The sequence below is a fragment of the Rhodopseudomonas parapalustris genome (assembly GCF_053772255.1).
This window is the reverse complement of the sequence record NZ_JAMKBZ010000009.1, coordinates 165,560-178,538: the sequence shown is the minus strand read 5'-3', so window position 1 is coordinate 178,538 and position 12,979 is coordinate 165,560. Positions and strand designations below refer to the sequence as shown.

The following is a 12,979-nucleotide window of genomic DNA, read 5'->3' as shown; positions in this document are numbered from 1 at the left end:
TCGCCGCCGCAGGCTTCAACTTCCACTTGCTGCTGCGCTGGTTCAAACGGCTTTTGCGTGCCCTGCTGATGATGCTGTCACTCCGACTCGAAGCCGCCCGACACCCCTAAATCAATCCAGTTCAGCAAACTTCACGGACGACTTAGTATCGATGTGGAGAAGCGAGCAATGCAACGCGCTATCGTTGCCTGCTGGCGGGCGCCTCGGCGCCGCTGATTAGGATCCAGCAGGCGCGGGGGCCGTCACCGGACACCCCGCGTCGCGTAACCATCTTTTCAGTCAGCGCTTAGTGGACGCTGACGGCCTGCAGTTCCTGGCTCCAGGCATTCGCGATCGCCGCTTCGCGGCTGTCGGTCAGCATGATCGGCGTGCCATCGGCCGAATGCAGCGCGAACAGCTTGAGGCCCGGCGCGATCTGCGGCGCCTGCGGGAATAACCCAGGTACGTCCTCGGAGCGGATCTGCTTCACATAGGCGATGTGGCCTTCGCCCAGATGCGCCAGCGCTTCCGGCGTGACGCCCACATTTTCATGCGTAGTACCAGCTTCAGTCATGGTCTCGACTCCTCTAGGAGACTAAGCGGTCGAGTCCGCTACTCGTTCCATTATTCGTGTTCGGTGATGGCGATTGTCTTAATGACCCTTTCCGGCTCCGGCCGGATCAGATCGATGGACAACAACCCGTTCTTCAGGTCCGCACCCAGCACCTGCATCCCGTCGGCCAGCACGAACGTCCGCTGGAAGTGACGCGCGGCAATGCCGCGGTGGATGAATTGCCGAGTCTTGTCATCCTGCTGCCGGCCCCGGATCACCAGTTGATTTTCCTCAACTGTGACATCGAGTTGATCGCGGGTGAATCCAGCCACCGCCAGTGTGATGCGCAGCTTTTCGGGATCGCCGTTGCTGCGTTCGCACCGCTCGATGTTGTACGGGGGATACCCGTCGGCACCTTTGACGACGCGGTCGAGCGCACGCTCGATCTCGTCGAATCCCAGCAGAAAGGGACTTGATAACGAAGGAACACGAGACATCACAAAGTCCTCTCGAAGCGACTTTGAGGGGGTCCTTGCGGCACCCCATCGACCGTCCGGCACCTCGCCGTCCAGTCCAGACCAATATGGGCAGTGCAAAAGAACTGTTCAAGAAGGCCAGAACAGCGAATTCCACCAGTAGCTTACGGCCGCTCAGCCGGCAATGCGGCGACGCCCGTCGGCGGAAAACAGATGCAGGCTGTGCGGCGGCGCCGCGACCGTAATGCGGTCACCGACCGGCGGCGCAACCTGGCCGGGTACACGCACGATGATATCCCCGCCGGCTCCTGCGCCAGGCTCGCCCGCGACCGGCGGCTTCGCGCCGTGGCCGCCCCGGACACCGTACACGAAGGTCTCGGGCCCGACCCGCTCGATCGCCTCCACGGTGATGTCGAGCGTCAGGAAGCCGTCCCCGGTCGCGCCTGCGCCGATCACGAGGTCCTCCGGCCGGACCCCTAAAATGCCAGCGTCCGGCGGCGTACTGCCGAACTGCGCCCGCACATCGTCCGACAGCGGCAGCAGGTTCATCGGAGGAGCGCCGATGAACGACGCCACGAAGGTGGTGGCCGGCTTGGCGTAGACGTCGAGCGGCGAGCCGATCTGTTCGACCATGCCGCCATTCATCACCACCAGAATGTCGGCCAGCGTCATCGCCTCGAGCTGGTCGTGGGTGACGTAGATCGCGGTCGTCGCCAGCCGGCGCTGCAATTTCCGGATTTCGACCCGCATCGCCACCCGCAGCTTGGCGTCGAGATTGGACAGCGGCTCGTCGAACAGGAACACTTTGGGCTGGCGCACGATGGCCCGGCCCATCGCGACGCGCTGGCGCTGGCCACCCGACAATTGCCGCGGCTTGCGATCCAGCATCGCGCCGAGCTCGAGGATGCGCGCCGCTTCCTGCACGCGCGCATCGATCTCGGCTTTGGCCATGCCGCGGTTACGGAGCCCGTAAGCCATGTTGTTGTAGACGGTCATGTGCGGGTAGAGCGCATAGTTCTGGAACACCATCGCGATGTCGCGATCGGCCGGCTCGACCTGATTGACGACGCGGCCACCGATCTCGATCTCGCCGGAGGTGACCGTCTCCAGCCCTGCGACCATCCGCAGCAGCGTGGACTTGCCGCAGCCTGAAGGGCCGACCAGCACGCAGAACTGGCCGTCCCCGACCGCGAAGTCGACGCCCTTGATGGCCTCGAAGCCGCCCGGATAAGTCTTGCGGACATTGCGGAGAACGACCTCGGCCACGATTACTTCTCCGTCTCGACCAATCCGCGCACGAACAGCTTCTGCATCAGCACCACCACGGCGACCGGCGGCAGCATCGCCAGCACCGCGGTCGCCATCACGATCGGCCATTCGGTCAGCGCGTCCGACGTCACGATCATCTTGCGGATGCCGATCTGGATGGTCTGCATATCGTCGCGCGTGGTGATCAGCAGCGGCCAGAGGTACTGGTTCCAGCCGTAGATGAACAGGATCACGAACAACGCCGCCATGTTGGTGCGCGACAGCGGCAGCAGCGTATCCCAGAAGAACCGCAGCGGCCCGGCGCCATCGATCCGCGATGCCTCCAGCAGCTCGTCCGGCACCGTCATGAAGAATTGCCGGAACAGCAGCGTCGCGGTCGCCGACGCGATCAGCGGCAGCGCCAGCCCGGCGTAGCTGTCGAGCAGATTGAGATCGGCCGCGATCTTGTAGGTCGGATAGATCCGGACCTCGACCGGCAGCATCAGGGTGATGAAGATGATCCAGAAGATCGTCATCCGGAACGGAAACCGGAAATACACGATCGCATAGGCCGAGATGATCGAGATCGCGATCTTGCCGAGCGCGATCGACATCGCCATCACGAACGAATTCAACAGCATGCTGGCGACCGGCTCGCGGGTGGTGCCCGACGAGCCGACGAAGATTGTCTTGTAATAGGTTTCGAGAAAGTGGCCGCCGGGCAGCAGCGACATCTGGCCGTTGGCGATGGTGGCGTTGTCCTGAGTCGAGGCGACGAACGCCAGATACACCGGGAATGCCACGATCGCGACCCCGATCCACAGGATCAGATGCGGCAGCAGATTTCCGAACCTCCGGCGCTCGACCATCAGTAATTCACCCTGCGCTCGACGAAGCGGAACTGAATCGCGGTCAGCGCGATCACGATGCCCATCAGGATCACCGATTGGGCCGCGGAACTGCCGAGGTTGGAGCCGAGCAGACCGTCCTGATACACCTTGTAGACCAGCGTCTCGGTCGCCTTGGCCGGCCCCCCGCGGGTCATGGTGTCGATGATGCCGAAGGTGTCGAAGAACGCGTAGACGATGTTGACGATCACCAGGAAGAAGATGGTCGGCGACAGCAGCGGGAAGATGATGGTCCAGAACCGACGCATCGGCCGAGCGCCGTCGATCGCCGCCGCCTCGATCACGCTGGACGGGATCGCCTGCAGCCCGGCGAGGAAGAACAGGAAGTTGTAGGAGATCTGCTTCCACGCCGCGGCGAGCACGATCAGCAGCGCTGCCTGATCGCCGTCGAGCAGCGGGTTCCAGTCGACGCCGAGCGCACGCAGGCCGTGGGCGATCACGCCGAGCGAGGGGTTGAGCATGAACACCCACAGCACGCCGACCACCGGCGGCGCCACCGCGTAGGGCCAGATCAGCATGGTGCGGTAGAACGTCGAGCCGCGCAGCGGCCGATCCGCCATCACCGCCAGCAGCAGCGCCAGCGACAGCGACGACAGCGCGATCGCAAAGGAGAATACGAAGGTCCGGATGATCGCGGCGAAGTAATCCGGATCGGCCAGCAGTTCCTTGTAATTGTCGAACCAGACGAACACGGTCGACAGGCCGAACGCATCCTGCAGCAGGAACGACTGGATCACGGCCTGCACCGCCGGCCAATAAAAGAACACCAGCACCACCGCGAGCTGCGGCAGCACCAGCAGATAGGGCAGGAATTTGGATTGAAAGACGGCGTGCTTGAGCATCGACTAGCTCCCCTCCCCCCGCTCTTGCGGCGGGGAGGGGTCGGGGGTGGGGGGAGCCGCGCGGACGGCGTCTACGATGGTCTGCATCACACCGTCGATGTTGTTCAGGACATCGTTATTCCAGAACCTGAGCACGCGATAGCCCGCCGCATTGAGATAGTTGGTTCGAACAAGGTCCGACTCGGATCCGGCGTGCTGCCCGCCGTCGAGTTCGATCACGAGGCTCAGCCTATGGCAGGCGAAGTCCGCATAGTAGGGGCCGATCGTGGCTTGCCGGCGGAAATGCGCTTCGGCAAACGCTGGCCGGCGCAGACGTTGCCACAGCTTCCGCTCGGCTTCCGTCGGATTTTGACGAAAGCTCCGCGCTCGTTGGACCGCTCGTCGATCGTGCGTGCCATCAGCGTCGTGCCTGGGCCCCCCACCCCCGACCCCTCCCCGCCGCAAGGGCGGGGGGAGGGGAGGAAGAGAGCGCGTTTGAAGTAGCTACCTCACCGCCGTCTTTTCGAACTGCCGCAGCATGGCGTTGCCGCGCGTCACAGCGGCGTCGAGGGCTTCCTGGGCGGTCTTCTTGCCGGCCAGTGCCTGCTCGATTTCCTCGGCCCAGACGTCGCGGAGCTGCACCATGTTGCCGAGCCGCAGGCCGCGGGAGTTCTCGGTCGGCGGCTTGTTGGTGAGTTCCTTGATCGGCGTTTCGAGGTAAGGCTGATCCTTGTAGAAGCCCTCGGCCTTGGCCTTCTCGTAGGCCGCCTTGGTGATCGGCAGATAGCCCGATGCCTTGTGGATCGCGACCTGGCGATCGGTGTCGGACAGGAACGCCAGGAATTTGGCGACGCCCTTGTACTCGTCGGCCTTCTTTCCGCCCATCACCCACAGCGAAGCGCCGCCGATGATCGAATTCTGCGGCGCGCCCTTGACGTCCGGATAGTAGGGCATCGGCGCGTTGGTCCAATTGAACTTGGCCTGGTTCTTGACGTTGCCGAAGAAGCCCGACGAGGTCAGGAACAGCGGGCATTCACCCGAGGTGAAGCGGCCCTCGCCGGTGTTGGTGCGGCCGGAGTAATCGTAGGTCTTGTCCTTCTGCAGCTCGATCAGCTTTTGCAGATGCTTGACCTGCACCGGCCCGTTGAATTCCAGCTTGGTGTCGAAACCGTCGAGACCATTGGCCTTGCTGGCCAGCGGCACGTTGTGCCAGGCCGAGAGCTGTTCGAGATTGGCCCAGGTGACCCAGGCGGTCGAAAAGCCGCAGGTGGCGTAGCCAGCCGCCTTCAGCTTCTTGGCATCGTCGAACACTTCGGGCCAGGTCTTCGGAATCTCGGCGATGTTCGCCTTCTTCAGCGCGTCGAGATTGACCCACATCACCATCGACGACGAGTTGAACGGGAACGACAGCATCTCGCCCTTCGAGGTCGAGTAGTAGCCGGTGATCGCCGTCAAATACGCCTTCGAATCGAACGGCTCGCCGGTTTCCTGCATCAGCTTGTAGACCGGCTTCACCGCGCCGGTGGCGGCCATCATGGTGGCGGTGCCGACTTCGAACACCTGCAGAATGTGGGGCGCGTTGCCGGCGCGGAACGCGGCGATGCCGGCGTTCATGGTATCGGCGTAGCCACCCTTGTAGGTCGGCACCACCTTGTAGTCGCTCTGCGCGGCATTGAAGTCGTTGGCCAGCTTGACGATGACGTCGTTGTTGCCGCCGGTCATCGCGTGCCACCACTGAATCTCGGTGACCGCATGCGCCGGCGCAGCCAGCGCCAACGTCGCAGCGATTGCCGTCGCGGCAACCGCAGTCAGGCCAAAGGGTCGAAATGCCATGGAAACCTCCCGGTTGGGCACGTCACTGTCGTGGTGGGCGCGCGTAGCAGCACGCAATGACAGGCACATGACCGTATCGAGCGGCCGCCGGGTAGGGAAGCGGCGGCATCGCGGCCGCCGGAAAAGCCTATGATGCGACGCACGAATTGTTGCGTCGCGGTCGTCGGCGCCGGCTTTGCTGCCGGCGCCGGTCCGATCAGCGTTTGCGCTCCGAGCCGCTGACGATGCCGTCAGCGACCATCTTCGAGATATCGTCCGCCGAATACCCGAACTCGCCGAGCACTTCGCTGGCGTGCTGGCTGAACTTCGGCGGCAGGCTGCGCAGGCTTGCCTTGGTGCGCTCGAAGCGGATCGGCGAGGCAACGCCCTTGTACCAATCCTTCTCGATCACATCGCCGCGGTAGGCCGTGTGCGGGCTGGTCAGCGCCTTGTCGATCGACTGCACCGGACCGGCCGGCAGGCCGGCGTTGAGCAGCCGGTCGCACAGCGGCACCGCATCGTGCTGGCTGAACACCGCTTCGAGTTCGGCGCGGAGGGCGGCGCGGTTGGCGATGCGGTCCTTGTTGCGCGCGAAGCGCGGATCGGTGCCGAGCTCCGGCTTGCCGATCTCCTTGCACAGCTTGCGGAAGGTGCCGTCGTTGCCGACGCCGGTGAAGATCTGACCGTCGCGGGCGTTGAAGGTCGAATACGGCACCAGATTCGGATGCTCATTGCCGGTCAGCGACGGCGGTTTGCCGTGCAGGAAGTAGTTCGCGGTATGTGGATGCATGATCGCGAGACCGGTTTCGTACAGCGTGGTCTCCACGAACTGGCCCTTGCCGGAGCGTTCGCGCTCCGCCAGCGCCATCAGGATACCGATCGTCGCATACAGGCCGGTGGTGATGTCGACCAGCGGCACACCGATTCGCACCGGGCCGCTCTCCGGCGAGCCGGTCGCCGCGATCATGCCGGTCATCGCCTGGATGATGGCGTCGTAACCCGGATTGCCGCCGCGCGGACCGTCGGCGCCGAAGCCGGAAATCCGGCAATGCACCAGCCGCGGAAACTTCTCGCGAATCACCTCGTTCGACAGGCCCCATTTGTCGAGCGTGCCGGGTTTGAAATTCTCGATCAGCACATCGGCCTCTTCGAGCATTTTCAAAAGCACGTCCCGGCCTCCGGGGGAGGCGAGATCGAGGCCGATCGAGCGCTTGTTGCGATTCACGCCGAGAAAATACGCGGCGTCCTCGTCGTGGAAGGGAGGGCCCCAGTCGCGCACCTCGTCACCGGCCGGCGGCTCGACTTTGATGACGTTGGCGCCGTGGTCGGCGAGGATCTGGGTGCAATAGGGGCCGCCGAGCACGCGTGTGAGATCGATCACGCGCAATCCGGCGATCGCGCCGGGCATCGATGCAGAGGTCATTAAGGGCTTTCTTATCGAAGCTTTGCAGGGGCGGCGAACTTACCGTCCTCGACACCGTCTTGGCAAATGCCCGGCGGCTTTCAGCTTCGTCGGCGGCGGGCGAGCGGCTTCAGGACTGGCGGAGGATTGGCGTTGAGGGCGCAGGCTCTGCGCCTGGGCGAAACGAAGGCCGCATAAGCCTGAAGGGAGGGAAGGAAGATGGTGGAGCCAGGCGGGATCGAACCGCCGACCTCTTGCATGCCATGCAAGCGCTCTCCCAGCTGAGCTATGGCCCCTTCCCTGGGTGCGCGGCGCAAATCAAATCGGCCGCGCGGCAATCGTTGATCACATATCGGCGACGATCTCAAGTCTCCTCATCGCCAGAAACGTCACCAATGATGTCCGTGACGTCTTCATCCTCTTCTTCTTCATCGGCGATGAAGGTCGAATCGTCGTCATCGTCGTCGATCGACTCGTCGATTTCGATATCGTCCTCGGATTCCGGAACCACGGCCTTGACCTTGCCGGTGTTTTCCTCGGCATCGGCCTCTTCGAGCGACACCAGCTCTTCGGCCTCCACAGCCTCGGGCGCCTCGGTATCCGCCCCAGCGGTGGCGCGCTGGTCGGCACGGGTGCGCGGCACGGCCACCGGCGCAATCGGCACCACCTCGCCAGTATAGGGCGAGATCACAGGATTCTTGTTCAGATCGTAGAACTTTTTGCCCGTCGTCGGGCAAATACGTTTGGTTCCGAGATCGGATTTCGCCACTTGTGCAACCTTGGGATTTCTTGAAAAACGGTGCTTCACTTGGCTAGTTGGCACGCCGCTGTCAATAGCGGTTTATGCCGAAGGCCGCGAGGCGGGCCGTGGCATCGAGCCGAATCACCCGCAGCCGCGAGGGACCACAATCTTGACCGATCCGATCCAGCCGACGCCGCTGCAGGCGCGCAAGAGCAGCGCATTGCGAGGCGCCGCGCGCGTCCCGGGCGACAAATCGATTTCGCATCGGGCGCTGATTCTCGGCGCGCTGGCAGTCGGCGAGACCCGAATCTCCGGCCTGCTCGAGGGCGAGGACGTTCTCAACACCGCCAAGGCAATGCGCGCGCTCGGCGCCAAGGTCGAGCGCACCGGCGATTGCGAATGGCGCGTGCATGGTGTCGGCGTCGCAGGATTCGCCTCCCCGGAGGCTCCGCTCGATTTCGGCAATTCCGGCACCGGCTGCCGGCTGGCGATGGGCGCGGTGGCGGGCTCGCCGATCGTGGCGACGTTCGACGGCGATGCGTCGCTGCGCAGCCGACCGATGCGGCGAATCGTTGATCCGCTAGAGCTGATGGGCGCCAAAGTGGTGTCGAGCAACGAGGGCGGACGGCTGCCTCTGACCCTGCAGGGCGCCCGTGAGCCGCTGCCCATTCTTTACCGCACCCCCGTGCCGTCGGCGCAGATCAAATCCGCGGTGCTGCTCGCAGGCCTGTCGGCGCCCGGAATCACCACCGTGATCGAGGCCGAGGCCAGCCGCGACCACACCGAACTGATGCTGCAGCATTTCGGCGCCACCATCGTCACCGAGCCGGACGGCGCGCACGGCCGTAAGATTTCGTTAACCGGACAACCGGAATTGCGCGGCGCTCCTGTCGTGGTGCCGGCCGATCCGTCGTCGGCGGCGTTCCCGATGGTCGCTGCTTTGGTGGTCCCCGGCTCCGACATCGAACTGACCGACGTGATGACCAATCCGCTGCGCACCGGGCTGATCACGACGCTGCGCGAAATGGGCGCCTCGATCGAGGAAAACGACATTCGGGGCGATGCCGGCGAGCCGATGGCCCGGTTCCGGGTGCGGGGTTCGAAGCTGAAGGGCGTCGAGGTGCCGCCGGAGCGGGCGCCGTCGATGATCGACGAATATCTGGTGCTGGCGGTGGCCGCCGCGTTCGCCGACGGCACCACCGTGATGCGCGGCCTGCACGAATTGCGGGTCAAGGAAAGCGACCGGCTCGAAGCAACCGCCGCGATGCTGCGGGTCAACGGCGTCGCGGTCGAGATCGCCGGCGATGATCTGATCGTCGAGGGCAAGGGTCACGTGCCGGGCGGCGGCGTGGTTGCCACCCACATGGACCATCGCATCGCGATGTCGGCGCTCGCCATGGGGCTTGCGTCGGACAAGCCGGTGACCGTCGACGACACCGCCTTCATCGCCACCAGCTTCCCGGACTTCGTCCCGATGATGCGGCGGCTCGGCGCCGAATTCGGCTGAGCTTCAGGCCGCTTCGACCGGCTGAACGCCGACAAGCCGGTCGGTTTCGTTCTGCGCGGCGGTCAGAGCCGCCTGCAGCCGCTCGGCGATCTCTGCGGTCGGTGAGCCTGCCTCGACGGTGATCGGCTCGCCGAACCGGATCGCAACCTTTGCGAACAATCCCGGCAGCATCAGCCGATCCCAGCTCCGAAGCAGCTTGTGACGTGACAGGCTGACCGAGACCGGAAGGATCGGCATGCCGGTCAGCCGCGCCAGATCGAGAACGCCCTCGCTGTTGATGCGCATCCGCGGACCGCGCGGGCCGTCGGGCGTGACGAACAGGCTGTGGCCGGACTTTCCAAGCCGCATCATTTCGCGCGCCGCCCGCATGCCGCCGCGCGAGGACGAGCCGACCGCCGTCTGAATCCCGAACGCGGCCCCGACCCTGGAGATGATCTTGCCGTCGCGATGCCCGCTGATCAGCGCGACCAGCGGCTTGCTCTTGGTCTGCAGCATCGGCGCCATGATCAGCCGCCCGTGCCACATTGCCAGGATGTAAGGCTCGGGGATCGGAACGGCCTGCCGGTCGTACCGGCCGGTCCACATCACGAACTTAAAATAGATCTTGGAAAAGTTGACGCCGAGCGACAGGACCGCATCCGATCGCGTAATGCGTTTGACGAAAGCGGGCGTGGCCATCCAGGCAGGGTCCGGGCAGAGATTGATAGGAAATCGCCAACGAGGCTGGCTTCGGCGGATCGCGGGTTTATACCCAGTCGTTCACGGCTGCAAACGATCGCCTGCCCGCGTCGGAGTGCCACGCTGACCGCACAGGCGCACCAAGCAATTGGAATGCAACAGAGAATGATCATCGCAATCGACGGACCTGCCGCATCGGGTAAGGGCACGCTCGCCAAGCGGCTGGCCGCGCATTACGGACTCAGGCACCTTGATACCGGGGTAATTTACCGCGCGGTCGGCAAGGCGATGCTGGACGCCGGTGCCGACCTGACCGACGAGGCGCGTGCCGCCGAGGTCGCCCGCACGCTCGACCCGGCCCGGTTCGACGACCCGGCGCTGAAGAGTCAAGCCGCCGGCGAGGCCGCCTCGGTGGTGTCGGCGCATCCGCGGGTTCGCGCCGCGCTGGTCGAATTCCAGCAGAGCTTCGCGGCCACGCCGCCGGGCGCCGTGCTCGACGGCCGCGACATCGGCACGGTGATCTGCCCGGATGCCGAGGTGAAGATCTTCGTGGTCGCCTCCGCCGAGGTCCGTGCCCACCGCCGCTTCCTGGAAGCGCAATCCCGCGGCGAGCCGGCCGACGAGGCGGTCATCCTGGCCGACATCCTCAAGCGCGACGAACGCGACCAGAACCGCTCCGCGGCGCCGCTGAAGCAAGCACCGGATGCAGTCTTGCTCGATAATTCCTATTTGGATATAGAAGGCGGCGTCCGGGCCGCCATCGACATTGTCGAGGCCGTTCGAGCGGGCCGGCGTCGGGTCTAGCGACAAAACCGACGCCGTCATTGGAGGTTCGCCCGCTCCGCCGCCACCGCCGCGATGGCCGGATGAAGACCGCGTGATCCGCTTCGGATTCGTCGCGCCTTTCGCCGCCGGACGATCTGCTGGAATGCCCCTATCTGCGATCCGCCTCACCGCGGATCAACGTCTCGACCGTGCAGGCATGCTGCCGGCCCGCTCCGCACCGATGTGCTGGGCGGTCGTCAGGTTCGCGGACCCCTGACACTGCGCGCGCGAGACGGCCCTCAACCGAACTGCCGGCGACATCCGCATCTGGAGAACAAATGGCTTCGACTGACACTTACAATCCGACCCGTGACGATTTCGCTGCGATGCTCGACGAGTCCTTCGCCGGCGGTAACCTGCAGGAAAGCTCGGTTATCAAGGGCAAGGTGGTCGCGATCGAGAAGGACATGGCCGTCATCGACGTCGGCCTGAAGACCGAAGGCCGCGTGCCGCTGCGCGAATTCGCAGGTCCGGGCCGCGACAACGAGATCAAGGTCGGCGATACCGTCGAGGTGTTCCTCGATCGGATCGAGAATGCGCTCGGCGAAGCCGTGCTGTCGCGCGACAAAGCGCGCCGCGAAGAGAGCTGGGGCAAGCTCGAGAAGGCGTTCAACGCCAACGAGAAGGTATTCGGCGTCATCTTCAATCAGGTCAAGGGCGGCTTCACGGTCGACCTCGACGGCGCCGTGGCGTTCCTGCCGCGCTCGCAGGTCGACATCCGTCCGATCCGCGACGTCGCGCCGCTGATGAACAACTCGCAGCCGTTCCAGATTCTCAAGATGGATCGTCGCCGCGGCAACATCGTGGTGTCGCGCCGCACGGTTCTCGAAGAGACCCGCGCCGAGCAGCGCCAGGAATTGGTGCAGAACCTCGAAGAGGGTCAGGTGATCGACGGCGTCGTCAAGAACATCACCGATTACGGTGCGTTCGTCGACCTCGGCGGCATCGACGGCCTGCTGCATGTGACCGATATCGCCTGGCGCCGCGTCAATCACCCGACCGAGGTGCTGACCATCGGCCAGACCGTCAAGGTCAAGATCATCAAGATCAACCACGAGACCCACCGCATCTCGCTCGGCATGAAGCAACTGCTGGACGATCCGTGGCAGGGCATCGAGGCCAAGTACCCGCTGAACGCGCGCTTCACCGGCCGCGTCACCAACATCACCGACTACGGTGCGTTCGTCGAGCTCGAACCGGGCATCGAAGGCCTGATCCACGTCTCCGAGATGTCGTGGACCAAGAAGAACATGCACCCCGGCAAGATCGTTTCGACCTCTCAGGAAGTCGAAGTGCAGGTGCTCGAGGTGGATTCGGTCAAGCGCCGGATCTCGCTCGGTCTCAAGCAGACCATGCGCAATCCGTGGGAAGTGTTCGTCGAGAAGCATCCGGTCGGTTCGACCGTCGAAGGCGAGGTCAAGAACAAGACCGAGTTCGGTCTGTTCCTGGGCCTCGACGGCGACGTCGACGGCATGGTCCACCTCTCGGACCTCGACTGGAAGCAGCCGGGCGAACAGGTGATCGACAACTTCAAGAAGGGCGACATGGTCAAGGCCGTGGTGCTCGACGTGGATGTCGAAAAGGAGCGCATCTCGCTCGGCGTCAAGCAGCTCGAAGGCGACCCCTTCGCCGAGCCGGGCGACGTCAAGAAGGGTGCGGTCGTGACCTGCGAAGTGCTCGACGTGAAGGAAAGCGGTATCGACGTGCAGATCGTCGGCACCGACTTCAACACCTTCATCAAGCGCTCGGAGCTGGCGCGCGACCGCAACGATCAGCGCAGCGACCGCTTCGCGGTTGGTGAGAAGGTCGACGCCCGCGTCATCCAGTTCGACAAGAAGGCCCGCAAGGTCCAGGTGTCGATCAAGGCGCTGGAAGTGGCCGAGGAGAAGGAAGCCATCGCGCAGTACGGCTCGTCCGATTCGGGCGCGACGCTGGGCGACATTCTCGGCACCGCGCTCAAGCAGCGCGACAAGTAAGCCTCGCGCTTACCTGACGAAATCGAAGGGCTCCGGCATCGCCGGGGCCCTT

General features: G+C 64.4%; 13 protein-coding genes and 1 tRNA gene. 3 read left to right on the top strand and 11 right to left on the bottom strand.

All coding sequences use genetic code 11. The features are described 5' to 3' along the window. Positions 1–286 precede the first annotated feature (286 nt). The 10 genes from M9H71_RS10875 to M9H71_RS10830 all read right to left on the bottom strand — a co-directional run bounded on the left by M9H71_RS10875 (position 287) and on the right by M9H71_RS10830 (position 7,968). On the bottom strand, positions 287–553 hold the full coding sequence (locus M9H71_RS10875; protein ID WP_455405038.1) for a BQ00720 family protein: 267 nt from the start codon (positions 551–553) through the stop codon (positions 287–289). A gap of 50 nt (positions 554–603) precedes the next feature. Beyond that, entirely contained in the window at positions 604–1,029 is a 426-nt protein-coding gene (locus M9H71_RS10870) for an Hsp20 family protein (RefSeq protein ID WP_455405037.1), read from the bottom strand. A 153-nt stretch (positions 1,030–1,182) separates the two neighbouring features. Next, positions 1,183–2,274, bottom strand: a complete 1,092-nt coding sequence (locus tag M9H71_RS10865) for a sn-glycerol-3-phosphate import ATP-binding protein UgpC (RefSeq protein WP_455405036.1) — start codon at positions 2,272–2,274, stop codon at positions 1,183–1,185. Between the two features lie 2 nt (positions 2,275–2,276). After that, on the bottom strand, positions 2,277–3,125 hold the full coding sequence (gene ugpE / locus M9H71_RS10860; protein ID WP_455405035.1) for a sn-glycerol-3-phosphate ABC transporter permease UgpE: 849 nt from the start codon (positions 3,123–3,125) through the stop codon (positions 2,277–2,279). Continuing rightward, positions 3,125–4,006, bottom strand: a complete 882-nt coding sequence (gene ugpA, locus M9H71_RS10855) for a sn-glycerol-3-phosphate ABC transporter permease UgpA (RefSeq protein ID WP_455405034.1) — start codon at positions 4,004–4,006, stop codon at positions 3,125–3,127. Before ugpA ends, ugpE begins: the two co-directional genes overlap by 1 nt. 3 nt (positions 4,007–4,009) lie before the next feature. Then, entirely contained in the window at positions 4,010–4,450 is a 441-nt protein-coding gene (locus tag M9H71_RS10850; RefSeq protein WP_455405033.1) for an endonuclease domain-containing protein, read from the bottom strand. A 39-nt stretch (positions 4,451–4,489) separates the two neighbouring features. Next, positions 4,490–5,818 carry a sn-glycerol-3-phosphate ABC transporter substrate-binding protein UgpB gene (gene ugpB / locus M9H71_RS10845; RefSeq protein WP_455405032.1) on the bottom strand — a complete coding sequence of 443 codons (1,329 nt, stop codon included), beginning with the start codon at positions 5,816–5,818 and terminating at the stop codon, positions 4,490–4,492. Between the two features lie 196 nt (positions 5,819–6,014). Further along, positions 6,015–7,220: a CaiB/BaiF CoA transferase family protein gene (locus tag M9H71_RS10840; RefSeq protein WP_455405031.1), complete on the bottom strand. Its 1,206-nt coding sequence runs from the start codon at positions 7,218–7,220 to the stop codon at positions 6,015–6,017. A 199-nt stretch (positions 7,221–7,419) separates the two neighbouring features. Beyond that, a tRNA-Ala gene (locus M9H71_RS10835) sits at positions 7,420–7,495 on the bottom strand. A gap of 68 nt (positions 7,496–7,563) precedes the next feature. Beyond that, on the bottom strand, positions 7,564–7,968 hold the full coding sequence (locus tag M9H71_RS10830; RefSeq protein WP_455405030.1) for a TIGR02300 family protein: 405 nt from the start codon (positions 7,966–7,968) through the stop codon (positions 7,564–7,566). Between the two features lie 142 nt (positions 7,969–8,110). Here M9H71_RS10830 and aroA point away from each other — a divergent pair, with 142 nt between their 5' ends. Next, positions 8,111–9,448, top strand: coding sequence for a 3-phosphoshikimate 1-carboxyvinyltransferase (gene aroA / locus M9H71_RS10825; RefSeq protein WP_455405029.1), 1,338 nt, complete (start codon positions 8,111–8,113; stop codon positions 9,446–9,448). 3 nt (positions 9,449–9,451) lie between these two features. Here aroA and M9H71_RS10820 read toward each other — a convergent pair whose 3' ends face one another. Continuing rightward, positions 9,452–10,126, bottom strand: coding sequence for a lysophospholipid acyltransferase family protein (locus tag M9H71_RS10820; protein ID WP_164604652.1), 675 nt, complete (start codon positions 10,124–10,126; stop codon positions 9,452–9,454). Between the two features lie 165 nt (positions 10,127–10,291). On the opposite strand from M9H71_RS10820, the gene cmk reads away from it, so the two are divergent. After that, positions 10,292–10,930, top strand: coding sequence for a (d)CMP kinase (gene cmk / locus M9H71_RS10815; protein WP_164604653.1), 639 nt, complete (start codon positions 10,292–10,294; stop codon positions 10,928–10,930). Between the two features lie 299 nt (positions 10,931–11,229). Beyond that, positions 11,230–12,927 carry a 30S ribosomal protein S1 gene (rpsA, locus tag M9H71_RS10810; RefSeq protein WP_164604654.1) on the top strand — a complete coding sequence of 566 codons (1,698 nt, stop codon included), beginning with the start codon at positions 11,230–11,232 and terminating at the stop codon, positions 12,925–12,927. The last annotated feature ends 52 nt before the right edge of the window (positions 12,928–12,979 follow it).